Genomic DNA, 23615 nt, shown 5'->3' on the forward strand with positions numbered 1-23615 from the left:
GTGTCCTTGGGTTAGTCCTCCGGCATGAACTTGTCTTCAAGTTCACGGAACCGGCGGATGTCTTCCACGACGCGGCTGCCGTCGGCCGACTGGATCGCGAGCATCGGCACAAACTCAAAGTCAGGCAGCTCCAAGCGAGCCCAGCGGGACTTCTTTGGAAAACTCAGGCCGTAGATATCGACCCACGGGTAGAACTTCGCATTGAGCAGATTGCGGACTTCCACGCCCCTGGCATTGACGCGAACGCGAGCCCGAGTCAGTAGCAGAATCACCCCGGCGATGATCAAACCAATCATCGGGAAAGCCAGCTGGTCAATAATGGTCACCGAAGCTCCGGTGTTACCAAAGTCCACCACGATACCCATGAAGATATGGATAGCGAAAACCACAACTGCAGCGATAATCGCCCACAGACGCAGCTTTTGCGAGGTGATTTCCAACAGCCATTTGTCTTCGCTACCGGTGTCGACGGCAGTCGAATTGCTGTGGCGTTCGGAGTTACCCATTCTTACTCAGCTCCACCTTCACGAAGGGACTTCAACACTGCGACGGTGTGCAGCGCTGCGGCCATGGCCTCGCGACCTTTATTCTCCGCGGCGCCCTCACCGCCGGCACGATCAATTGCTTGCTGTTCAGTGTTGCAGGTCAACACACCATTGCCAACTGGCGTTTCACAGTCCAGTGCGATCCGCGTCAGGCCCTCAGTCACCGAGTCGCAGACATAGTCGAAGTGCGGCGTACCACCGCGGATAACGCACCCCAGCGCCACCACGGCGTCGTGAGTTCGCGCGAGCTGTTGCACCACAACCGGAATCTCCAGAGCACCGACGACAGTCACATCCGTGACTACAGCGCCGACCTCCTCGGCCTGGGACAGCGCTTCACGACGAAGCTGCCCAGTAATCTCCTCGTTCCAGTGAGAGGTGACCAGACCGACGGTCACACCAGTGGAATCGGGAACGGAAATTTCAGGAAGACCTGCGCCACTCATCTACTGTGCTCCTTCTGTCGAAATGCCGTGGGTCTCCATGTACTCATCCAACCAAGGGAGCTCATGGCCCATGCGTTCGCGCTTTGTCAACAAGTATTTCAAGTTATCCTCGTTGACCTCAACTGGCACCGGTACCCGGCGGCTCATCTCTAGTCCATAACCACCTAGGCCGGCACGCTTGGTCGGATTGTTCGTCAGCAGCGCCATAGTGGTGACTCCAAGATCCTGCAGAATCTGTGCACCAGTGCCGTACTCACGGGCATCCGACGGCAAACCGAGCGCAAGATTGGCATCAACGGTGTCAGCGCCTTCATCTTGCAGATGGTAGGCCTGCAGCTTCGGCATCAGACCAATGCCTCGGCCTTCGTGACCGCGCATGTAGAGGATGACGCCACGCCCCGCTTCGTGAACCATGCGCATGGAGTTGCGCAGCTGCTGACCGCAGTCGCAGCGGCGAGATCCCAGTGCGTCGCCAGTGAGGCATTCGGAGTGCACACGCACGAGGACGTCCTGACCATCGTTGGAAGACACATCCCCCACAACGAGAGCGACATGCTCAACACCGTCGATAAGGCTGCGGTACCCAATGGCACGGAACTCGCCGTAGTCGGTCGGCAGCTTGGTTTCGACAACGCGTTCAATCAAGTGCTCGTTGTGGCGACGGTATTCGATCAGCTGCTCAATGGAGATCAGCGCTAAATCGTGCTTGTCGCAGAAGCGACGCAGTTCCTCCGCGCGCGCCATACCGGTCGGGTCTTCCTCGGAGACAACCTCACACAGCACGCCAGCAGGACGAAGCCCTGCCAGGCGGGCGAGATCGACCGCAGCCTCGGTGTGGCCGGCACGGACGAGGACGCCACCATCGCGAGCTCGCAACGGGACCACGTGTCCTGGTCGGGTGAAATCGTGCGGGCTCGACGTGGGGTCAGCCAGAGTACGAATGGTGTTCGCACGATCTGTGGCGGAAATACCGGTCGTACCGGTGTTGGCATCCACGGTCACTGTGTATGCGGTACCGCGGGCATCCTCATTCTCTGACACCATCGGTGGCAAATTCAGACGCTCGCAGTCCTCGGCGGTCAGCGGCGCGCAGATGTAACCAGAGGAATAGCGAACCATAAAGGCAACAAGTTCAGGCGTTGCCTTCTCGGCGGCGAAGATGATGTCGCCCTCGTTCTCACGATCTTCATCGTCGACGACGACCACGGCCTTACCGGCTGCGATGTCCGCAATGGCCCGCTCTACAGAATCGAACTTAATCACAGTCTTGTAGCTTATCTTTCCAACATTTTCTCGACGTACTTGGCTAGCACATCGACTTCCAAATTGACCTTGGCGCCTACCGCGGTCGAACCAATAACGGAGTCCGTCAGCGTCGTCGGTATCAGGCTGACCTCAAAGAACCCCTCGCCTACTGCAGAGACGGTCAACGAAGTACCATCCACGGCAATTGAGCCCTTTTCCACGACATACTTGGAGAGATGCTCCGGCAGCGAAATCCGCACTACTTCCCAGCGCTCCCCTGGCGTGCGCGAAATAACCTCGCCGGTGCCATCGACATGTCCCTGCACGATATGGCCGCCGAGGCGTTGACCCACTGCGGTTGCACGTTCGAGGTTGACCTTGGAGCCGACCTCAACCTGGCCGAGGCTCGACCTATCCAGAGTCTCTTGCATGAGATCAGCGGTAAAGAAATCATCGCCAAACTCCACGACGGTCAAACAAACACCATTGACAGCAATGGAATCACCGTGGTGCACGTCGTCAAGCACGGTGGTCGCGCGAATGGTCAGAGTAATGGAATCGGCTTCGCGGTGGATTTCGCGAATTTCGCCGAGTTCCTCAACAATTCCCGTAAACATAGTGGTCAGGAAAATCCTTTACCGTTTGTTATAAATTGAAAGATTTTTACAAAATTAACTCTAGCCGGTCTACCCGCGATCTTTGCCACTGCGGAGTGCCGTAATCAAAATGTCATCCCCCAGAGTCTCGACCGCGACGGTGCGGAAACGGGAGATGTCAGTGATGGTGGTCTCATGATTGGCCGATGTCACCGGCAGACCAGCTCCGAGAAACGCCGGGGCAATGTAGGACTCAATCGCGTCGACAGCATCGGCTTCCAAGAAAGCGCTGGCGAGCCGTGGGCCGCCTTCTACCAGGACGTCAATAAGGCCCATATCCGCCATTGTCTCCAGCGCCACTTCCACATCGTGAGTGCGAATGTGGCGGAAGTTATCGCCGCGGATATTCGCATCGGCGGCGACCTCCGAGGTGCCGATCGCGATGCGCAGGGGTTGCGTTGACAGCTCCTCGCCGTCTGGTGTGCGCGCGGTCAATCGCGGATTGTCAGCGAGCACTGTTCCCGTTCCGACGACAATCGCTTGCCGACGTGCACGATCGATATGTACCCGTGCCCGCGCCTGCTCCCCCGTAATCCACTGCGAGGTGCGGTCGGTAGCGGCGGCGAAACCATCCAGCGTGCCCGCCGTCTTCAGCGTGATGTGTGGGCGCCGAGTGCGCTGCCAGTGTAACCATGGACGCAGATAGCCATCCGCCACACGATTGCGTTGGAACTCCTCGACCACGTCGATTCCCTTGTATCGCAACCACTCGCTGCCGCCAGCGGCCACGGGATTAGGATCGGCGACCGCAAATATGACGCGGGAAACTCCGGCTGCCGCAAGTGCCTCGGTGCACGGTGGTGTACGGCCGATATGATTGCACGGCTCTAGTGTGACCACTGCAGTACCGCCCTGAGCTCGTGCCCCCGCCATTTCTAATGCTTGTGGCTCTGCGTGTCGGCCACCTACCGGCTCAGTTCCGGCCACTCCTACCGCAATCCCTGCGGTATCGAGGATGACGCAACCAATCGGTGGATTGGGATAGGTGGTGCCCCGAACTCGCTGGCCGGCTTCTATGGCCAATGCCATAGCTTGAGCGTCAGTCAGCGGCTGTGCGGAGACGAGATCCGGAAACTGTGCCACCGTGCTTCACCGCCGTCTACTTAGTTGCAGCAGTAGTGGCCAATGCGCGCAGCTCATCGACAGCCGCCGCACGATCATCAGCGCCGAAAACGGCCGACCCTGCAACGAAGGCGTCGCAACCGGCGGCGGCAGCGGATTCGATGGTCTTGGCGGAGATACCACCGTCAATCTCGATCAGAGTATCCAGACCTTCGGCATCAATGCGCTGACGCAGCTTCTCGACCTTGGTTAGCTGATCCGGCATAAAGGACTGGCCCCCGAAACCGGGTTCGACACTCATGACCAGCACCTCGTCGAATTCGGCGAGGTGATCCAGCCACGGCTCAATTGGGGTACCCGGGCGCAGCGAGAACCCGGCCTTCACGCCCTGGGAACGAATGTGGCGTGCCAGTGCGATGGCGTCGTCGGCGGCTTCCACATGGAAAATAACGGAGCTCGCCCCCGCCTTAATGTAGGTGTCGACCCACTTCTCCGGGTTCTCAATCATGAGATGGACATCCAAGTACTTGTCCGTCACCGCAGCTACGGCCTCCAGCACCGGAGCGCCGAAAGACAGGTTGGGAACGAAGTGGCCATCCATGACGTCGATATGTAGCCAATCTGCATTCGCTACAGCCTCAACCTCGCGGTCGAGGCGAGCGAAGTCAGCAGCGAGAATGGACGGGGCAATAATTGGTGCGCTCATAACCTCTGAGCCTAGTCGTTCTTGCGCAAAACTGAGAAGAACATCGCATCGGTACCGTGGCGGTGTGGCCACATCTGCACAGATGGATACGGTCCGACATCGGTCATCGGCGTTACCAGCTCGTGTGCCTTCAGCTCCGTCACCGGCAATTCCGTCACTGCCCTATCGACAATGCCCCTGGTTTCACGCAGATGCGGAGAACACGTGGAATAGACGATGATGCCACCCGGCCGTGCCAGACGCACAGCTTCACTGAGCAGTTCAAACTGCAGCGCAGTCAAGGAGTTCAGATCGGACGGCGACTTCCGCCAGCGTGCTTCCGGGCGACGGCGAAGCGAGCCCAAACCAGAGCACGGCGCGTCTACCAAAATGCGGTCAAAGCCTGCCTCCAGCCCGGTATCGCGACCATCCGCAACGGTTACAGTCACTGGCAGCCCGGCCGTGGCCTTCTTCACCAGTTCTGCGCGAGTCGCAGATACCTCAACAGCGTCGAGCTTCGCGCCCTCAATAGCAGCGATGCCACCGATGAAAGCTGACTTACCACCGGGGCCGGAACACAGATCTAACCAGCGGCCGCTGTCTTCACCGGCAACGGGTGCCATGGTGACGGCACGCGCAATGAGCTGAGAACCCTCGTCCTGCACCGCAGCCAAGCCCTGTCGAACCGGCTCCAATTCTCCTGGGGCACCGGAGTCCAATCGCACACAGTACGGCGACCACGGTCCCTCTTCACCGCCAGTGATCAGTGCCAATTCCTCAGCAGTAATCTCGCCCGGACGAGCGACCAAGTGCACCAGCGGGCGGGCATCGTCGGCAGCGAGTGCTTGCTGCAGCTCACCGGCTTGTGCACCGAGTGCGCGGGCAAACTCCATCGCAATCCAGCGCGGGTGGGCATGCTTCATTGCCACGTAGCCAATCGGATCGGTCGCGGGATCCGGTGCAATCTCAGCCACCCATTCGCTTTCGGTCTTCGAGGAGACCTTCCGCAAAATGGCGTTGACAAACCCGCGCGCACCAGGTCCCGCCACCTTCGCCACTGCCCGCACCGAGGTATCGACCGCCGCGTAGGCGTCGACGCGCGTACGCAGCAGCTGGTACGTGCCCAGGCGCAGCACGTCCATCACCGGTCCAGCAATATCGTTTAACGGGCGTGACGACGACGCCTCAATCACGGCATCCAACAGGCCTTCCGCCCGCAGTGTGCCGTACGTCAGCTCCGTTGCAAAAGCAGCATCCCGACCCTTGAGCTTGTGTGCCTTCAGCAACTTGGGCAGCAGCAGGTTCGCGTAAGCATCATTCTCGCGAACGTCGGCTAGTACCTTCAGTGCGACCTTGCGCGGCTGGTCGATGCCACCACGGTTGTCCCCACCGCGATTGTCACGGTTACGGTTGCGGTCATTGCGGTTCTGTCCGCTGCGATTGCCGCGCTGCCGTCCGCCACCGTTGTGGCGGGGTTTGTGGTTGCCCATTTACTCGCAGACCTTTCCGCCGGGTTGGCTACCTCGCGCCCAGTCGGACGCATCCATCATCTTCTTACCCTGTGGCTGCACCTTCACCAGCTGCACATAGCCATCGGCACAACGCACAGATACTCGGTGCTTCTCCACTACCAACTCACCCGGTGTGGCGGCTGCCGCCTCCGGAGCAGCTGCCTTTCGCACCTCGTCGACCGCAGCGCTGTCCTCGTCGGAAAGCGGGGTGAGCTCTCCGACCTTCAAACGTGCACCGTCGAGAGTCGTCCACGCACCTGGGGCAGGCGTGAATGCACGAGCGCGGCGGTCAAGAAGATGTCGCGGCTGAGTCCAAACGATTCGGGCATCCTCCGGCCCGAACTTAGCGGCGTAACTGACATCCTGTTCTGGCTGAGCGGTCGGACGCAACGCACCGGCTTCGATGCCGTCCATGGTGGCGGCTAGAAGATCCGCGCCGGAGTATGCCAGGCGGGTCAAAAGGTCGTCGGCATTATCGGTCGGGCGAATCGCTTCGGTGACGGTACCGAAAACTGGTCCGGTATCCAGACCCTTTTCAATCCGGAAAGTACTGGCACCCGTGACTTCATCGCCGGCAGCGATAGCTGCCTGCACCGGCGCGGCACCTCGCCAAGCAGGAAGCAGTGAGAAATGCAGATTGACCCAGCCGTGCGTCGGTACATCGAGCAATTCCTCCGGCACAAGATTGCCGTAGGCGACCACCGGGATGCAGTCGGCGTTTAATTCGCGGATTTGCTGCTGGATCTCTTCATCGCGCAGGGTCGTCGGGGTGAGCACGGGAATGTCGTGTTCCAAGGCCAGCGCCTTCACCGGCGAGGGCGAAAGCGACTTGCCGCGGCCACGGCGGGCATCGGGGCGAGTGAGAACAGCGACGATTTCATGACGGGAGTCTTCGAGCAACTTCTTCAGTGCAACGACAGCAGGTTCCGGGGTTCCGGCAAAAATCAGGCGCACAGTAAGTGGATTCCTTCCTGGTGGACCTAGTTGTTCTAGTTAATCTAGTGATGAAACTCGGGGCGCCACACCCAGGGGGCTAGGCGCAGGTGAGTTAACCGCGGTTGAGGAACCAGTCCTGCTCACGCAGAGAACGCATCGCGGTCTTGCGCTCGTCGCCCTCGAGACGCTTCAAAAACAGCACACCATCCAGGTGGTCGCTTTCATGCTGCACACAGCGAGCCAGCAAATCATCAGCTTCGAAGCTCACCGGTGTGCCGTGGCGATCCTGGCCAGTAACGCGCACACGTGCGTGTCGAGTCACGGGTCCATTAATACCTGGGATAGACAGGCATCCTTCGATTTCGTGGACAGTCTCGTCGCCGATGGCTTCCCATTCCGGATTGACGATGTGCCCGCGGGTGCCATTGCAGTCGTAGACGAAAACGCGCTGCAGCACACCGACCTGGTTTGCCGCGAGCCCGACGCCCTGTTGCTCGTCCATCGTGTCGAACATGTCATCAATCAGGTGCGACAGCGTCGCGTCGAAATCAGTGACGGTATCCGCCTTGGACAGCAACACCGGATCGCCGAAAAGACGTACCTCACGAACTGCCATGAACTTAGAGCCTCCAAGAAAACTGGTGTGAATCAAGCGATAACGCGCTCATTTTAGCAGCTAGCCGAAATTAATCGGATCGACGACAACGCGCACCGGCGTCGGGTCCTTCCTGGTCGCTCGAACGACCTGTGCTGCCTTCAACGCCGCTCCCACCGCCCGTGCTTGCCGACGGTCACAGCGCACCAACATCCGCTGAATAGGTGTACCCGGTTCCACGCCTGCTGGTGGTCTGGCGTTGCGGGGAAGGTCTACCGGCCCCAGGATTTCCGCGCCCGATGGAACCTCCAGGGACTCCATGAAGTTACGCAGGCCCTCTTCAGTCCCGTCCACCGCTGCCACGTGAAAGGCCGGAGGCAGAGCGGCGGCTGTACGGTCGGCCAATTCCCTGTTCGCAGCGCCTACCGCGTCCCATGCCAGAAGATCGGCCACAGTCGGGACTGCAGCATCCGCATCGATAACCACTGCCCCTCCTCGCTCCCGCGGGCGCGCAAGCGTGACAGCTCGAGACCAATGCGCATAGGCCTCTTCATGAGCGCGCAAGTCCTGCCGGCCGAGCATCGCCCAAGTGTCCAGCAGCATCACTGCTCCGTAGCCCTCCGGCGCATAAGGCTCGGCTCCCGGCGTGGCCACCACGACCCTCGGGCCTTCGGGAATGTCGTCAACAATCCGTTCGCCAGAGGAAGCGACGACTGGGAATGGACTGAAAATACGACCAAACTCTTCCGCCGTACGTTCACTGCCGACCACGACTGGCCGAATCTTGGTGGAACCGCAGCTATGGCAACGGTGGTGGATGTCGATGCGGCCACACCACCGACAGGTCGGCGGCGCCGGATCGTCCGGGTTATCGGACGGTGGAATTCCCAGTGGACCGTTACACCAGCGACAGCGCGCAGGCGCGCCACAGGAGCGACACGACAATGTCGGTACATATCCCTTGCGGGGTACCTGGACCAGAATCGGAAGCTCTTCGCGCAGCGCGGCTTTTGCCCGTCGAAAAGCGATGGCAGGAAGGCGTCCCCTACTCACGTCATCCGGGTCTTCGGAAGTGTCCGTGGAGGCAATCATCTCCGGCATGGATTCAGCCAGGGCGTCGGCGCCTGCAACCAGATTGTGCGCCCAACCTGAGGAGACCAGCAGCTGCACCTCTGCTGTACGGCTATACGATGCAAAAATAAGAGCGCATCCCTCCTGCGCACTTCGCGTGACCAGCACCTCGCGAGAGTGGACGTAGGGTGCGCGGGGGTCTACGAGGTTGTCATCGCCATCATCGACAATCACTGCTAAACGCAGATTCTGCACTGGCGCGTACGCTGCCGAGCGCGTTCCGACGACTATGCGCCCCTGGCCGTGCAGGATATCCAGGTAGCGGCGATAGCGGGACTCGGGACCGAGACCAGCCCCGAGAAGAGTGAGCTGACGGGCAGAAATGAGCTCGCGAAAAGCGCTCTCGAAGCGTGCCTGCGTGCGTGCGTCCGGCACAATGATGAGAACACCGCCACCATCGCGGGCGACCGAAACGCTGAGCGCGGCGAGCATGGCTGCCACCTGTTCCCCTGGAACTGGCTGCCACGCTGCGCGTGCCGGGGCGCCCTTGCGGACGGAATCGACAAAGGATTCGCCGAAGACATAGTTGCCCCACGCGGAAAGGTCCGGATCCTCGGTGGCAAGCTTTCCCAATTCCTCCCACGTTGGGGGCATCTTCTCCTTGCGGGCACGTTCGGCCCGTGCATGACGGGTTGGGATGGCGGATCGAATGATGTTTGAGCGTGTTGCGCCGTAATACTCCGCCAGAGAATCCACCAACCGTCGAAGCTGTGGCGGATAGACAACCTCAGAGCTGATGACATCCTTGAGATAGGACAGTTTGCCGTCGTGAGTGGGCGTGGCACAGCGCTCCAGTACCAGCGCATTGACCAATTGGCCGTGGAAGCGAATCCGCACGCGGCAACCGACAACCGCTTCCTCCGCTAGCGCGCGCGGAACCAGGTAATCGAAGGGGCGATCCAACTGCGGCAGCCCCAAAAGTGGAAGCACCCGCGCGACTGGCAGCTTCTCAGCTGCGGCGGCGGGTGCGAAGGGGGCGTCGGTCATAGAGTCTTACTCTACTTCCCCACCCCAGGGTCATGCTGGCGGGTGGTGTTTATCCCAGGCCAGCGGCTGCGCGGAGCTCTTCAACACGGTTGAGTTGCTCCCACGGCAGGTCCAAGTCAGTTCGGCCAAAGTGACCGTAGGTGGAGGTCTGCGCATAAATCGGGCGCAGCAAGTCCAGGTCACGAATAATAGCGGCCGGACGAAGGTCGAAGACCTTGTTGATAGCCTCGCGGATGGCGTCGTCCGAAACGTGACCGGTGCCGAAAGAGTCGACGTAAAGGCCTACCGGGCGAGCGCGGCCGATAGCGTAGGCGACCTGAATCTCCAGGCGGTCAGCCAGACCTGCGGCCACGGCATTCTTCGCAACCCAACGGGTGGCATAGGCGCCGGAGCGGTCCACCTTTGACGGGTCCTTACCCGAGAATGCGCCGCCACCGTGACGAGCCATACCGCCATAAGTGTCGACGATAATCTTTCGGCCGGTCAGGCCGGCATCGCCCATCGGGCCACCGATAATAAACTGGCCAGACGGGTTGACCAGCAGATTCAATTCCTCGGTAACAAAGCGCTCGCGCAAGTTAGCGTCGTCGAGCACCCAATCGACTACGTGAGTCTTAATCTGCTCGGTAATCCACTCCTGGGTCACATCCGGGTCGTGCTGCGTGGACACCACTACGGTGTCCAAGTACACCGGGTTATTGTCTTCGTCGTAAGCGAAGGTGACCTGAGTCTTACCATCCGGTCGAAGCGATGGGACGATGCCTTCCTTGCGTACCTGCGTCAAGCGGCGAGCCAGACGGTGCGCCAGTGCAATCGGTAGCGGCATGTACTCCGGAGTTTCGTTGGTAGCGTAGCCGAACATCAGCCCCTGGTCGCCAGCGCCCTTGAGATCTTCTGCTTCGACTTCGCCATCAGAGCTGCGTGCTTCCAGAGAAGTGTGCACACCGTCGTGGATGTCTGAAGACTGCTCACCGATCGAAATGGAGACGCCACAGGTCTTGCCGTCAAAGCCCTTTTCAGAAGAATCGAAACCGATCTCCTTCAGTCGACTCCGGACAATTCCGGGGATGTCAACGTAGCTCTTCGTGCGAACCTCGCCAACAACATGGACTAAACCGGTAGTCACCACAGTCTCAACGGCGACCATCGATGCAGAATCCTGCGCGAGCATAGCGTCAAGGATGGAGTCCGAAATCGAGTCGCAAATCTTATCTGGGTGCCCCTCGGTAACAGATTCACTGGAAAACAGCCGAAGATTAGAGGCCACGAGCAGTACAACTTTCTTCTAGATCATTTCCCCAGCCCTGCGATGTCGCTGCGGCGTGGGTTTTCGTTTGATTCGATAATTATAGACCAAGCGGTTCAGTCGCCGTAGTAGGCACCGGCTACTCCGCTGGCTGAGGTTCCTGTCGCAGCTCGGAGACTGCATCCAAAATCGAACCGGCTACCGAGAATTTTGAGCCTCGCGGCACGTCCCACTGCTCGCCATCGAGAGACAGCAACCATCCGACATTGTCCGTCGCACCGAAAGTTTGCCCACCCGAGACGTCGTTACACATGAGCAAATCGCAGCCCTTGCGCACAATTTTCTGCTTCGCAAGCTCGAGCGGCGTCGTCGTCTCGTCGCCGGTCTCAGCCGCAAAGCCCACCATCGTCGTGGTTGCCGGAATCTCGCCCGCTTTACGACGCTCCACAGTGGTAGCCAGAATGTCAGGGTTTTCTACGAGCTGGATGTTGCTCAAAGCGTCGTCTGCGACGCCCTTCTTCATCTTGGCCCCAGCGGTCGATGCCGGACGGAAGTCGGCGACGGCAGCGGCAAAAATGCAGACATCGGCCAACTTGGAGTGTTCGTGGGCGGCCTTGGCCATCTCCAAAGTGGAATCAACCTTTACAACATTCGCGCCCAGCGGTGTCGGCAACTGATCTGTATGTCCTGCCACCACAGTGACCTGAGCGCCACGCTGTGCTGCCATCTCAGCTAGCGCGAAGCCCTGACGCCCTGAGGAGTGGTTGCCGATAAAACGTACCGGGTCGATAGCCTCACGGGTGCCACCGGCAGTAATCATGAAGCGCACGCCCTCGAAGTCGCGGCGGAAGTGGCGCGGATTCTCGACTGCCGCTAATGCCAACGAAACTATCTGCTCTGGCTCCGGCAGACGACCTGGACCAGTGTCCTTACCAGTCAAACGGCCATGGGCCGGATCGAGGACAATAGTGCCATGGCGACGAAGAATCGCGACATTATCCCGCGTAGCTGGATGGTTCCACATCTCGGTGTGCATGGCAGGGGCCAGAACCACCGGGCAGGTCGCCACAAGCAAAGTTGCGGTGAGAAGGTCGTCGGCACGCCCGTGTGCGGCACGCGCCATAAAGTCGGCAGTCGCGGGAACCACGACGACGAGGTCGGCCTCCTGCCCCACCCGGACATGCTGAACTTCATCGACTGCGTCAAAAACCGTAGTCGACACCGGGTTCCCCGACAGCGCCTCGAAAGTAGCCGCACCTACAAAGTTCAATGCGGACTTGGTGGGAACGACGCGAACATCGTGACCGAGTTCCTTGAAGCCACGAACAACGTGTGCGGCCTTATATGCAGCGATGCCGCCGGCAACCCCGACGACAACCTTTAAACATTCGGATACGTCAGCATTACCGGCGGCATGCATACAGATATCTCCCCTTAAGGAAATGCTCTAGCCCTCAGTGTGGTCCAGCAGACCAGCGTTGATTTCACGAAGAGCGATGGACAGAGGCTTCTCAGCGACCCCCGGAGTAACCAGCGGGCCAACGTACTCCAGCATGCCTTCGTCAATCTGCTGGTAGTAGTCATTAATCTGGCGTGCACGCTTGGCAGCGAAGATAGCCAGAGCGTACTTCGAAGAAGCCTTACCAAGCAGCTCATCGATCGGCGGATTGGTAATACCAATTGGCGGGTCGAACACTGCCTCGGTGGCGGTATTTTCCTGGGTCACGAGAAATCTTTCCTCAATAGAACGTGAGTTACTGGGGTGACAATAGAAACCGTCGGAGCAATAGAAACACCATTGCTTGGAAACGATTTCTACTATCGATGATGTGGAGTCGCCCTGTTACTTGCCAGTAGTCAGCGCCCGAGCGATGGCCGCCACAGCATCATCGACATTGTCGTTGACAACAACCTCATCGAATTCGTGCTGAGCATCCATTTCCACTCGCGCGGTTTCCAGGCGACGCTTGACTTGCGCCTCGGTTTCCGTGCCACGACCAGTGAGCCTGCTGACGAGAATCTCCCAGCTTGGCGGAGCCAAGAACAGCAGGTGAGCATTCGGCGCTACCTTACGGATGGAGCGGGCTCCCGCCAGATCCACCTCAACGAGTACCGGACGTCCCTCGGCGAGAGCTTTATCCACCGGGCCACGCGGCGTACCAGAACGCTGCAGACCACCGTGGATTTCAGCCCACTCGAGCATCTCTCCTGCATCAATATGCTGTTGGAACTTCTCCGGGGTCACGAAGAAATAGTCGCGGCCATCGACCTCACCCGGCCGTGCGGCGCGGGTGGTCATGGAAACGCTGAAGTACAGTCCGGGAACCTCGGCACGGAGCCGACTGACAACAGTGGATTTTCCCACACCGGCAGGGCCGGCAAGGACTACCAGCTGACCGTTTTCATTCCCGGCCACTGCGACTAGTCCTCCACTGCGTAGCCGAAGCGCTCCAGCAGAGCGCGACGCTGACGGTCACCCAGGCCACGCAGGCGGCGGGTCTGAGCAATCTCCAGGTCATTCATGATGTCCTGTGCCTTGACCTTGCCGACCTTCGGCAGAGCCTCGAGCAGAGCGGAGACTTTCATCTTGCCGATGATCTCGTTCTCGTCAGCCTGCTTGAGAACCTCTGGCAGGTCGATAGCGCCACGCTTCAGCTTGTCCTTGAGCTCTGCGCGTACCTTGCGGGCCTGAGCTGCCTTCTCGAGTGCTGCTGCACGCTGCTCCGGGGTCAACTGCGGAAGGGCCACGTGTTCCTCCGTAAAAATAGATTGGTTAGCTTCTTATTTACTTGCACGAGCCTCGCGTCCACCAAGGGCAGGCAACGACACCGTGCTTAACGATTGGAGACCGTACCGCACTTACCGGTTGTTGAGGCAAATGCTGACGGGGTGTCGATAAAAATGACACCAGGGCTTTATCCGCCCCACCTTTCGGTCGTGGTCAACCAACTCCGGCGATTGTAGCACCGTTTGCCCAGGAGAATGGAAATTGACCACGGTTTTTGTACGAAATCTCCCAGGAATCGTCACAGTAACTTGCCCATACCTACTCCGCCGCCACCTGAGGCTCATTAGGAAAATCTCGGCAGCTAGGTACGGAAGAAGCCCGCAGGGGCACCTGTTCTATGAGGTGCGCCCTGCGGGGCTCTGCCAAATCGTCGATTCGCTGCTAACTCTCGGATAGGAACGGAGCCGCAGCTTCAATAGTTGCGCGCCGCAGCGCAGCAGGATCAGGCCCAGCGGAGAGAATTGCACGCGAAATATTTGGCAGTGCAAGCCCCTTGGATTCCCCTGCCAGACGATCTACATCGGCCGGGGTTCCACCCTGAGCTCCCACACCGGGCATGAGAATGGGACCACGCAGGTCACTGAGCACCGGGGCGTCGTCAAGCGTTGCGCCAACAACAACGCCGATGCTGCCCGCCTTTGCACCAGCGTCAATCTGGCGGGCATTAATAGCGGCTGCCTGGTTGACCATGGTCTGAGCCAGACTCTCACCCGAAACCGTCGCCTTCTGTACGGACGCACCTTCCGGATTGGACGTTGCGGCCAACACGAACAGGCCGCGTCCGTTCTCCAACGCCAACGAAACCGCCGGATCAAGAGCACCGAACCCGAGGTACGGAGAAACCGTCAGAGCGTCGGCTGCCAGCGGCGAGCCATCCGATAGCCAGGCATCAGCGTATGCAGCCATCGTCGAACCGATATCGCCACGCTTGGCATCTGCAATCGACAGCGCACCGGCGTCCTTCAGATCCGCCAACGTCCGCTCCAGGACGGCAAAGCCCTTGGAACCGTAGGCTTCGAAGAACGCCACCTGGGGCTTGACGACGGCAACGATGTCACCGAACGCCTCGACGCATGTGGCGGCAAAGCGCTCTAGACCGTCAGCCGAATGCGGTAACTGCCAGGCATCCAGCAGCCCCGGGTGCGGGTCGATGCCCACGCAGAGCCGACCGCGCTCGGCGACAACCTCGCTGAGGCGATCGCCGAAACCTTTGACTGTCCCCACTGCGGAACCTTCAGCCTTCGCGGTCATGTTAGGCCTGCTCCTGAGCAGCCAACTCTGCCGGGTGGAGTTCCTGCAGAGCCTTAACGCTCATCTCACCGTTGCGCAGTGCCAGAATGCCCTGCAGTGCGGCGACGGCGCCCTGAGCGGTGGTCACACAAGTTACGCCCTGGCTCACAGCAGCGGCGCGAATCTCGTATCCGTCAGAGCGTGCGCCAGCAGAACCGGACGGGGTGTTGATAATGATGTCAACCTCACCGTCGCGAATCATGTCGACGATGTCGCGCTCGTCCGTCGGCGCTTCGGAATCAGTCGTACGCTTTGCGACGACCTCACACTCAACACCGTTGCGGCGCAGCATACCGGCCGTACCCTCCGTTGCCAGGATGCGGAAGCCCATATCCGCCAGCGTGAGGATCGGGAAGACCAGAGTGCGCTTATCGCGGTTTGCCAGCGAAACGAAGATCGTGCCCTCGGTCGGCAGCTCACCGAAACCGGCCAGCTCGCCCTTGGCGAAAGCGGCACCAAAGTTGTCGGCCAGGCCCATGACTTCACCGGTGGACTTCATCTCCGGGCTCAGCAGACTGTCAAGAGCGCGGCCCTCGAAGTCGCGGAAGCGGTTGAACGGCAGGACCGCTTCCTTAACCGCGATCGGAGCGTCAGCAGGCAGAGAGCCGCCGTCGAAGTTGGACGGGATCATGCCCTCTTCGCGCAATTCCGCGATAGTATCGCCCATCATGACGCGGGACGCGGCCTTAGCCAGCGGAACCGAGGTTGCCTTGGAGACAAACGGTACGGTACGAGATGCACGCGGGTTGGCCTCGATGACGTAGAGCGTCTCGTCCTTGAGTGCGTACTGAACGTTCATCAGGCCCTTGACACCGATGCCGTGTGCCAGTGCCTTGGTGGATTCACGCACCTTGTCGATGATGCCTGCAGACAGAGTCATCGGAGGCAGCGCACACGCGGAGTCACCGGAGTGAATACCGGCTTCCTCGATGTGCTCCATAACGCCGCCGAGGTAGACCTCTTCCCCATCACACAGTGCATCAACATCGATCTCGATGGCGCTGTCCAGGAAGCGGTCAACCAGTACCGGGTGCTCATTGGACAGCTCGGTAGCGCGGTTGATGTAGTCCTCCAGAGTGGCCTCATCGTAGACGATTTCCATGCCACGGCCGCCGAGGACGTAGGACGGACGGACCAGCACCGGGTAACCGATACCAGCGGCAACCTGGCGAGCTTCTGCGAAGGAGGTGGCGGTACCGAACTCCGGCGCCGGCAGCTTGGCCTCAGCCAGCACCTTGCCGAACTCACCGCGGTCCTCAGCCAGGTCGATTGCCTCTGGGCTAGTGCCGACGATCGGAACGCCTGCGGCCTGCAGACGTTCCGCCAGGCCCAGCGGGGTCTGGCCACCGAGCTGAACAATGACGCCTGCGACCTTTCCGGACTGGCTCTCAGCGTGGTAGACCTCGAGGACATCCTCGAAGGTCAATGGCTCGAAGTAGAGGCGATCTGCGGTGTCGTAGTCGGTGGAAACCGTTTCCGGGTTGCAGTTGACCATGACGGTCTCGTACCCAACCCGGGAGAGCTCGAGCGCCGCGTGGACACAGGAGTAGTCGAACTCAATACCCTGGCCGATGCGGTTAGGGCCGGAACCGAGGATGATGACCTTTTCCTTCTCGGCTTGCGGAGCGACCTCGGACTCAGCAGCCGGGTCCAGCTCGTATGCCGAGTAGTGGTACGGAGTCTGTGCTTCGAACTCGGCGGAGCAGGTATCGACAGTCTTGAATAACGGGTGGATGTTCAGGCGCCAGCGCAGCTCGCGCACGCCGTCTTCCCCGGCCAATTCAGGGCGCAGCGCAGCAATCTGAGCGTCGGACAGGCCCCAGTACTTAGCCTCACGCAGCAGGTCGGAGGTCAGCACCGGAGCGTCGATAAGCTCCTTGCGGATATCCTGCAGGTTTTCCATCTCGGCGATAAACCACGGATCCAGGCCGGAAGCTTCGTGGATTTGCTCGATGGAAGCACCCAGACGCTGAGCCAGCTCAACGTCGTAGATACGACCTTCAGTCGGACGCTTCAGGTCCTCAAGGACAGCGTTGACATCGCTTGCGCGCTCACCGGCGAAGTCCTCATCCGGAACAGTCCAGAAACCAGCTGGCTTGTTCTCCAGCGAGCGCATGACCTTACCGAGCGCGCCGATGTAGTTGCGGCCGATAGCCATGGCCTCACCGACGGACTTCATGGTGGTGGTCAGCGTGTCGTCAGCGCCTGGGAATTTCTCGAAAGCAAAGCGTGGAGCCTTGACAATCACGTAGTCCTGCACCGGCTCAAACGCAGCCGGGGTTTCACCGGTGATGTCGTTGGTGATCTCATCGAGGGTGTAGCCGATAGCCAGCTTGGCGGCAATCTTTGCAATCGGGAAACCAGTTGCCTTGGAAGCAAGCGCCGATGAGCGGGAGACGCGCGGGTTCATCTCAATGGTGATGATGCGGCCGTCATTCGGGTTGATGGCGAACTGGATGTTACAGCCACCGGTGTCAACGCCGACCTCACGCAGAATTGCGATGCCTTGGTCACGCATGGTCTGGAACTCGCGGTCGGTCAGAGTCATCGACGGAGCGACAGTCACCGAGTCACCAGTGTGGACACCGAGGGCATCAACGTTTTCAATGGAGCAGACCACGACGACGTTGTCGTCGCCATCGCGCATAAGCTCGAGCTCAAATTCCTTCCATCCGAGGATGGACTCCTCGATCAGAACATTGGCCTCGGGCGATGCGGCTAGGCCGCCACCTGCAATACGGTCGAGGTCTTCCTGGTTGAAAGCCAGACCGGAGCCCAGACCGCCCATGGTGAACGACGGGCGCACAACCACCGGAAGACCGAGCTCTGCAACAGTCTCATGGACTTCTTCCATGTTGTGGCAGACGCGGGAACGAGCGGACTCGCCACCAATCTTGGCGACGATGTCCTTGAACATCTGGCGATCCTCACCGCGCTGAATGGCCGGAATATCAGCACCAATCAGCTCAACATTGTACTTCTCCAGAATGCCCTCGCGGTCCAGCTGAATGGCGGCGTTTAGTGCAGTCTGGCCACCGAGAGTTGCCAGGACAGCGTCAATCGGGTTACCCTCTGCAGCTTCCTTGGCCAGGATCTTTTCGATGTACTTGGTTTCAATCGGCTCGATGTAGGTGGAGTCTGCGAACTCCGGGTCGGTCATAATCGTTGCCGGGTTGGAGTTAACCAGCGTGACTCGCAGGCCCTCTTCGCGCAGCACGCGGCAAGCCTGGGTGCCAGAGTAGTCGAACTCGCAGGCCTGACCGATAACAATCGGGCCGGAGCCGATAACCAGTACGTGGTTGATGTCTGTACGACGTGGCATGGTGTTAGGTCCCTTAGCCCTTTCCTACTTGTTCGAGTTTCCGGTTGCGGACTTGTTGAAATCGACCTTCTGGATCAGCGCCAGGAAGTCATCAAAGAGAGAGTGCGCATCGTGCGGGCCGGCTGCGGACTCCGGGTGGTACTGCACAGAAAAGGCCATTCCGTTCTTCAGTGCGACACCTTCCACGACGTCGTCGTTAAGGCAGGTGTGCGTAACCTCTGCCTCGCCCCACGGGGTATCGAAACTCTCGCCGGCCTTGCCTTCAAGTGCGAAGCCGTGGTTCTGAGCGGTGATAAAGATACGGCCAGTGCGGTGGTCCTTCACCGGAACATTGACGCCGCGGTGACCGAAGACCAGCTTGTAGGTATTCAGGCCGAGTGCGCGGCCAAGAATCTGGTTACCAAAGCAGATACCGAATAAAGGCATGCCGTCATCGAGGGCAGCCTTGGCGACCGCAACCATCTCATCAGCAGTTGCCGGGTCACCCGGGCCGTTGGACAAGAAGACACCGTCCGGCTGGTATTCCTTCTTAATATCTTCGTACGGAGTGTTAGCCGGAACAACTACGACTTCCAGGCCACGCTTAGCCAGCTCACGCGGGGTGTTGGACTTGATGCCCAGGTCGTAGGCCACAACACGTGCCTTCTTCTCCCCCTGTGCTTCCACAACATAGGCGTCATCGGTGCTGACCTCGCGAGCCAGGTCCGCGCCCTTCATCGCAGGCTGAGCGCGAACGATTTCCACCAGCTTATCGACGGGCTGCTGTGCGTCCTCACCGGAGAAAATACCAGCGGCAATCGAGCCATTGTCGCGCAAATGGCGCACCAGCGCGCGGGTATCAATCTGGCGGATACCGATGATGCCCTGTGCCTTCAGCTCATCTTCCAAGCTGCGCTCCGAGCGCCAGTTGGAGGGAATGCGCGACAAATCGCGGATAATAAAGCCAGCTGCCCAAATCTTGTTTCCGCGGGACTCGTAGTCCTCATCGTTCCAACCGGTGTTGCCGATCTGTGGTGCGGTAGCCACAATCAGCTGGCGGTGGTAGGACGGGTCCGTCAGGGTTTCCTGGTAGCCCGTCATAGCGGTGGTAAAAACTGCCTCACCCAGGGTTGTACCGGTGGCGCCGAAACCGCGTCCGCGGAACACTCGGCCATCTGCCAATACCAGGACTGCCGCTGTAGCGGCCGCGGCCTGCGACTCGTTGCTCACGTTATTGCCTTTCAGTTGGGTAGCGTGCGAGGAATTTACATTAATCATACGGGACGCATGTGAATGTTTATGCGTTGACATGAATATTATCCAGCGACCTCTCCGTTAAGAGCGGTCACCTTACCGCGCAGCACGGTAGCTGCCACGGACACGGCCATCTCCATTTCCTCATATGGAGTGTTCTCAGACTTCGACGCCAGGTCTTCACCGCGGACCGTCCACTTTTTGCCCGGGTCAACAACGGTCAGGTTGGCAGGCTCACCGACAGCAATCGGACGGCCGTGCCCCGGTAGCTTCACGATTTGAGCGGGACGCTCACTCATGACCTTGGCCAGCCAGCGCCAATCACAATCGCCCTTCAAAACGAACTCTTCGGCGATGATTGGCATCGAGGTCTCCAGACCAAGCATGCCGGGCTTAGCGTGCTCGAACTCGCAGCACTTTTCTTCAGAGCCGTGCGGAGCGTGGTCGGTAGCGACACAGTCAATGATCCCGTCAATCAGAGCCTGACGCAGAGCCAGGGTGTCGCGCTGCTCGCGCAGCGGCGGATTGACGCGGTAGACGCCGTCGTAGGTCTCCAACTTCTCATCGGTGAGAATCAGGTGATGCGGGGTAACCTCGGCGGTCAGCGGAATATCATGCTCTTTTGCCCACTTGACCAGCTCAACCGTGCCTTCGGTGGAAGCGTGGCAGATGTGCATGCGTCCGCCGTAGTCGCGAGCCATAATGGCATCTCGGGCCACGATGGACTCCTCAGCTACGCGCGGCCACCCGGTCAGGCCGAGTCGTGCGGCGGTCGGACCTTCGTGAGCCGATGCATCTGCGGTCAGACGCGGATCTTCGCAGTGCTGCGCCAGCAATACGTCTTCGCCGCGGGCGTATTCAATCGCGCGGCGCATAATCAGCGGATTGTCAACGCACTTACCGTCATCGGAGAACATGCGTACCTTCGCCTGCGAGTCTGCCATCATGCCGAACTCAGTCAGCGTCTCACCCTTCAGCCCCTTAGTAATGGATCCGACCGGGTGAACGTCGCAGAGGTTCAGCGCCTGGCCCTTGAGCCACACCGACTCAGCAATCGAGGGGTCATCGGTTACCGGCGCGGTATTGGCCATGGTGAACACTGCGGTGAAACCACCGCGTGCTGCGGCAGCGGAACCAGTGGCCAGGGTTTCCGTATCTTCACGGCCCGGCTCCCGCAGGTGCACATGGATGTCAACCAGGCCTGGCAAGAGAACGAGGGAGTCGAACTCCAGGACCTCTACCCCGTCCTCGGCCGTGAGATTTTCACCAATCTCAGCGATGACGCCATCTTCAATCAGAACGTCGACATCTTCGCCTTCACCGTAGGGACGCACACCCTTCAGCAGCAGCTGTCCCCTCGCGGACGCTGCCAGCGGTCCTACCTCGGGGTACGAGGCTTCGTCATACTCATTGCGATTCGACATTTATGCCTGCCCTTCCAAGTTGGCGGAAACACCTGAGGTCAGCAGTGTGAAAAGAACTGCCATACGGACGTGGACACCGTTGGCTACCTGCTGCAGCACGGCAGTGCGCGGCAAATCAGCGACGGCATCGTTAATTTCCATGCCACGAAGCATCGGGCCTGGGTGCATCACAATGCAGTCGTCGCGAAGCATCTTCTCGCGAGCCTTCGACAGCCCGTAGCGAGTGGCGTATTCGCGATGGGATGGGAAGAAGCCTCCGTTCATGCGCTCCTGCTGAACGCGGAGCATCATCACGGCATCAGCATCGCGGATCTCGTCTTCCATGCGGTAGGCAACACGCACCGGCCAGGTCTCGATGCCAAACGGCAGCAGCGTCGGTGGCGCGACGAAGACGACCTCGGCGCCGAGCTTGCTTAGCAGATCGGCGTTAGAGCGAGCGACGCGAGAGTGCAAAATATCGCCAACGATGACGACCTTGCGCCCCTCAATTCCACCGAGGCGCTGACGCAACGTCACCGCATCCAGGAGAGCCTGCGTCGGATGCTGGTGCTTTCCGTCACCTGCGTTGATGATCGATGGGCCGTTGCCAAATTCCTCAGTCCACTTGGCGATCAGCTGTGCCGCGCCCGACGATGGGTGCCTAACGACGATGGCATCGCCGCCGATAGCATCCAAAGTCAGCGCGGTGTCTTTCAGACTCTCGCCTTTCTTCACAGAGGAAGAGGAAGCCGAGATATTAATAACATCGGCGCTCATCCACTTACCCGCAGTCTCAAAAGAAGAGCGGGTACGCGTGGAGTTCTCGTAAAAGAGGTTGTAAATAGTGCGGCCGCGCAGGGTCGGCAGCTTCTTAATTTCCCGACCGCGGATGACCTCCTTGAAACGATCGGCCTCATCCATCAGGCCGACAATTTCATCCTTGGTCAAATCCGCAATGCTAATCAGGTGTTTCACTGTTCCTCCGCCCGGGTGAGAATAACCGCGTCACGGCCGTCAAGTGCCTCTACCAGCACATCGACGTCTTCGTCGCGGGAAGTTGGCAGATTCTTACCGACGTAATCGGCGCGAATTGGTAGTTGACGATGACCACGATCAACCAGCACTGCAAGCTGAATTACTCGCGGGCGACCGATGTCAGCAATAGCGTCGAGTGCGGCGCGAATCGTGCGACCTGAGAAGAGGACATCGTCTACGAGAACAACGGTGGTGCCGTCGATTCCGGAGTTTGGAATGTTCGTGGGCTGCAGGGCGCGGTGCGGGCCCTTGCGCAAGTCATCCCTGTACAGGGTGATATCAAGCGATCCAGTTTCCGGGCGAATGCCGGAGAACTGTTCAATCAAATCGGCTAGGTTCTCCGCCAGCGGTACGCCACCAGATGGAATACCGAGGAGAACTACGCGCCCAGCATTTGGGCTATCCAGCGCAGTTTTTTCAATAATTTGGTGCGCGATGCGCGCGATGGTACGTGCAACTTCGTCTGCATTGAGCAGCTCGGTTGTTTGCGGCGTTCCTTCGCTCATCGTGACCTCCTTCCCCGCCTCTCAGTGCGGTCCGTTAAAGGATGTCTTGATTGTGGATATTTGATTATCAGCTTGCATGACCCCGCAACTACGGTCGCGGTGCAAACTTCCGCTGACCAGAATAGCACTCACACTTAAATTGCCTCTAAATGCAACAAAACTCCAAGCCCCCAAAAAAGGGACTTGGAGTTTCAGACAATCCGCGAGAACCGACTGCGATCGGCTCGCAGTGAGCCCGGCCGCTTTGATTGACTAGGACCCGTTCTCGCTCTTAGCCACGTCTTCAGCCACCAGCTTGGCAATATCGCTCATGTCCAGGCCGGTAATCTTAGCCATCTCATCGGAGTCAGCCAGTGCCTTGTCAGCTTCCTCATTTGCAGCAGCCTGTGCCTGAATAGCCTCGTCGAACTGGGACTCGCCCACCGAAGTGCTCACAGCTGCGGCTGCCAGGCGTGCCTGGTCGGCAATCTTGGCCTCGGCATCGAGAACTGCGTTGATGTACGGTGCCGCCACATCAGTGGAGTATTCCGATGCCAGCTCAACGCCTTCCACCACAGCCACACGCGGAGGCACGTCGGAGTTGTAGAACAGCTCCCAGGTGGAAAGACGCAAAATAGCACGGTCGACTGCCGGTAGACGGCGCAGCGGCCATTCCTCCGTCAGGTACGAAGAAATCGTCGAGTCGATACCGATAATTTCCGCAGCTACACCGCGCACGATCTGCTCGGTGTACTCCGCAATTGGGTTCACATCCAAATCGGGATTACGGACCATTTCCAGCCGCTCTTCAAGAAGCTTGACGACGTCGACGCCTCGCTGCTCGGCCTCAAATAGCAGATCTACCGCACGACGGCGCGCACGGTAGCGCGCGCCGTGGCGCTTGTAGTTAGGTTCGCGAACTTTCGCGGACTCCTGCGCATCCGGGGTCTCGACGGACTTGTGATCCTTTTCAGTCATGGATGTGTATGTATCGCTCTCAACAAAAGGGTGAAC

At 59.5% G+C, this 23615-nt stretch carries 21 protein-coding genes and 1 pseudogene; all 22 read right to left on the reverse strand.

Annotated elements, in window-relative coordinates:
* Positions 1–11 precede the first annotated feature (11 nt).
* Positions 12–506: a PH domain-containing protein gene (locus HMPREF2857_RS04890; RefSeq protein ID WP_069358696.1), complete on the reverse strand. Its 495-nt coding sequence runs from the start codon at positions 504–506 to the stop codon at positions 12–14.
* Between the two features lie 2 nt (positions 507–508).
* A complete protein-coding gene (gene ribH / locus HMPREF2857_RS04895; protein WP_016422726.1) occupies positions 509–991 on the reverse strand; it encodes a 6,7-dimethyl-8-ribityllumazine synthase in 483 nt (160 codons plus the stop codon).
* Positions 992–2254, reverse strand: coding sequence for a bifunctional 3,4-dihydroxy-2-butanone-4-phosphate synthase/GTP cyclohydrolase II (locus HMPREF2857_RS04900; RefSeq protein WP_070642964.1), 1263 nt, complete (start codon positions 2252–2254; stop codon positions 992–994). It abuts the gene before it with no gap.
* Positions 2255–2265: 11 nt separating this feature from the next.
* Complete coding sequence (locus HMPREF2857_RS04905; protein ID WP_016422724.1) at positions 2266–2853, reverse strand: riboflavin synthase; 588 nt, start codon at positions 2851–2853, stop codon at positions 2266–2268.
* A gap of 69 nt (positions 2854–2922) precedes the next feature.
* Positions 2923–3975 (reverse strand): bifunctional diaminohydroxyphosphoribosylaminopyrimidine deaminase/5-amino-6-(5-phosphoribosylamino)uracil reductase RibD, encoded by a 1053-nt coding sequence (ribD, locus tag HMPREF2857_RS04910; protein ID WP_016422723.1) that lies wholly within the window; start codon positions 3973–3975, stop codon positions 2923–2925.
* A 16-nt stretch (positions 3976–3991) separates the two neighbouring features.
* On the reverse strand, positions 3992–4660 hold the full coding sequence (rpe, locus tag HMPREF2857_RS04915; protein WP_070642965.1) for a ribulose-phosphate 3-epimerase: 669 nt from the start codon (positions 4658–4660) through the stop codon (positions 3992–3994).
* An 11-nt stretch (positions 4661–4671) separates the two neighbouring features.
* Positions 4672–6129 (reverse strand): RsmB/NOP family class I SAM-dependent RNA methyltransferase, encoded by a 1458-nt coding sequence (locus HMPREF2857_RS04920; protein WP_070642967.1) that lies wholly within the window; start codon positions 6127–6129, stop codon positions 4672–4674.
* On the reverse strand, positions 6130–7104 hold the full coding sequence (gene fmt / locus HMPREF2857_RS04925) for a methionyl-tRNA formyltransferase (RefSeq protein WP_016422720.1): 975 nt from the start codon (positions 7102–7104) through the stop codon (positions 6130–6132). It lies immediately after the preceding gene.
* Positions 7105–7198: 94 nt separating this feature from the next.
* Complete coding sequence (def, locus tag HMPREF2857_RS04930; protein ID WP_016422719.1) at positions 7199–7702, reverse strand: peptide deformylase; 504 nt, start codon at positions 7700–7702, stop codon at positions 7199–7201.
* Positions 7703–7762: 60 nt separating this feature from the next.
* A complete protein-coding gene (locus tag HMPREF2857_RS04935) occupies positions 7763–9799 on the reverse strand; it encodes a primosomal protein N' (protein ID WP_070642969.1) in 2037 nt (678 codons plus the stop codon).
* 49 nt (positions 9800–9848) lie between these two features.
* Positions 9849–11066, reverse strand: coding sequence for a methionine adenosyltransferase (gene metK, locus HMPREF2857_RS04940; RefSeq protein ID WP_070642972.1), 1218 nt, complete (start codon positions 11064–11066; stop codon positions 9849–9851).
* A 118-nt stretch (positions 11067–11184) separates the two neighbouring features.
* Positions 11185–12465 (reverse strand): bifunctional phosphopantothenoylcysteine decarboxylase/phosphopantothenate--cysteine ligase CoaBC, encoded by a 1281-nt coding sequence (gene coaBC, locus HMPREF2857_RS04945; RefSeq protein ID WP_070642973.1) that lies wholly within the window; start codon positions 12463–12465, stop codon positions 11185–11187.
* A 27-nt stretch (positions 12466–12492) separates the two neighbouring features.
* A complete protein-coding gene (rpoZ, locus tag HMPREF2857_RS04950; protein WP_005510796.1) occupies positions 12493–12771 on the reverse strand; it encodes a DNA-directed RNA polymerase subunit omega in 279 nt (92 codons plus the stop codon).
* A gap of 117 nt (positions 12772–12888) precedes the next feature.
* Positions 12889–13461: a guanylate kinase gene (gmk, locus tag HMPREF2857_RS04955; RefSeq protein ID WP_016422715.1), complete on the reverse strand. Its 573-nt coding sequence runs from the start codon at positions 13459–13461 to the stop codon at positions 12889–12891.
* A gap of 5 nt (positions 13462–13466) precedes the next feature.
* The gene (gene mihF / locus HMPREF2857_RS04960) at positions 13467–13793 is read right to left on the reverse strand and encodes an integration host factor, actinobacterial type (RefSeq protein ID WP_016422714.1); all 327 of its coding nucleotides are present in this window, start codon (positions 13791–13793) and stop codon (positions 13467–13469) included.
* Positions 13794–14214: 421 nt separating this feature from the next.
* A complete protein-coding gene (gene pyrF, locus HMPREF2857_RS04965) occupies positions 14215–15084 on the reverse strand; it encodes an orotidine-5'-phosphate decarboxylase (protein WP_070642975.1) in 870 nt (289 codons plus the stop codon).
* A 1-nt stretch (position 15085) separates the two neighbouring features.
* Complete coding sequence (gene carB, locus HMPREF2857_RS04970) at positions 15086–18445, reverse strand: carbamoyl-phosphate synthase large subunit (protein WP_070642978.1); 3360 nt, start codon at positions 18443–18445, stop codon at positions 15086–15088.
* Positions 18446–18469: 24 nt separating this feature from the next.
* Positions 18470–19702 (reverse strand): glutamine-hydrolyzing carbamoyl-phosphate synthase small subunit, encoded by a 1233-nt coding sequence (gene carA, locus HMPREF2857_RS04975; RefSeq protein WP_371441564.1) that lies wholly within the window; start codon positions 19700–19702, stop codon positions 18470–18472.
* A gap of 38 nt (positions 19703–19740) precedes the next feature.
* The gene (locus HMPREF2857_RS04980; protein ID WP_049193729.1) at positions 19741–21102 is read right to left on the reverse strand and encodes a dihydroorotase; all 1362 of its coding nucleotides are present in this window, start codon (positions 21100–21102) and stop codon (positions 19741–19743) included.
* On the reverse strand, positions 21103–22056 hold the full coding sequence (locus HMPREF2857_RS04985) for an aspartate carbamoyltransferase catalytic subunit (protein WP_016422709.1): 954 nt from the start codon (positions 22054–22056) through the stop codon (positions 21103–21105).
* Positions 22053–22622 carry a bifunctional pyr operon transcriptional regulator/uracil phosphoribosyltransferase PyrR gene (pyrR, locus tag HMPREF2857_RS04990; RefSeq protein WP_070642981.1) on the reverse strand — a complete coding sequence of 190 codons (570 nt, stop codon included), beginning with the start codon at positions 22620–22622 and terminating at the stop codon, positions 22053–22055. The genes HMPREF2857_RS04985 and pyrR overlap by 4 nt, the downstream gene beginning before the upstream one ends.
* Positions 22623–23057: 435 nt before the next feature.
* Positions 23058–23579: pseudogene (gene nusB, locus HMPREF2857_RS04995) on the reverse strand (transcription antitermination factor NusB); the annotation flags it as partial.
* Between the last annotated feature and the right edge of the window lie 36 nt (positions 23580–23615).

The sequence above is a fragment of the Corynebacterium sp. HMSC076C10 genome, assembly GCF_001812455.1.
In the GTDB taxonomy this organism is placed as follows: domain Bacteria; phylum Actinomycetota; class Actinomycetes; order Mycobacteriales; family Mycobacteriaceae; genus Corynebacterium; species Corynebacterium jeikeium_D.

What these genes read in the sequence shown, in the direction of transcription:
- rpe (WP_070642965.1), bottom strand. Translation starts at nt 4,660, where the DNA reads ATGAGCGCACCAATTATTGCCCCGTCCATTCTCGCTGCTGACTTCGCT.
- coaBC (WP_070642973.1), bottom strand. Translation starts at nt 12,465, where the DNA reads ATGCATGCCGCCGGTAATGCTGACGTATCCGAATGTTTAAAGGTTGTC.
- HMPREF2857_RS04890 (WP_069358696.1), bottom strand. Translation starts at nt 506, where the DNA reads ATGGGTAACTCCGAACGCCACAGCAATTCGACTGCCGTCGACACCGGT.
- carB (WP_070642978.1), bottom strand. Translation starts at nt 18,445, where the DNA reads ATGCCACGTCGTACAGACATCAACCACGTACTGGTTATCGGCTCCGGC.
- def (WP_016422719.1), bottom strand. Translation starts at nt 7,702, where the DNA reads ATGGCAGTTCGTGAGGTACGTCTTTTCGGCGATCCGGTGTTGCTGTCC.
- pyrR (WP_070642981.1), bottom strand. Translation starts at nt 22,622, where the DNA reads ATGAGCGAAGGAACGCCGCAAACAACCGAGCTGCTCAATGCAGACGAA.
- carA (WP_371441564.1), bottom strand. Translation starts at nt 19,702, where the DNA reads ATGATTAATGTAAATTCCTCGCACGCTACCCAACTGAAAGGCAATAAC.
- HMPREF2857_RS04935 (WP_070642969.1), bottom strand. Translation starts at nt 9,799, where the DNA reads ATGACCGACGCCCCCTTCGCACCCGCCGCCGCAGCTGAGAAGCTGCCA.
- HMPREF2857_RS04905 (WP_016422724.1), bottom strand. Translation starts at nt 2,853, where the DNA reads ATGTTTACGGGAATTGTTGAGGAACTCGGCGAAATTCGCGAAATCCAC.
- HMPREF2857_RS04980 (WP_049193729.1), bottom strand. Translation starts at nt 21,102, where the DNA reads ATGTCGAATCGCAATGAGTATGACGAAGCCTCGTACCCCGAGGTAGGA.
- ribH (WP_016422726.1), bottom strand. Translation starts at nt 991, where the DNA reads ATGAGTGGCGCAGGTCTTCCTGAAATTTCCGTTCCCGATTCCACTGGT.
- pyrF (WP_070642975.1), bottom strand. Translation starts at nt 15,084, where the DNA reads ATGACCGCGAAGGCTGAAGGTTCCGCAGTGGGGACAGTCAAAGGTTTC.
- HMPREF2857_RS04920 (WP_070642967.1), bottom strand. Translation starts at nt 6,129, where the DNA reads ATGGGCAACCACAAACCCCGCCACAACGGTGGCGGACGGCAGCGCGGC.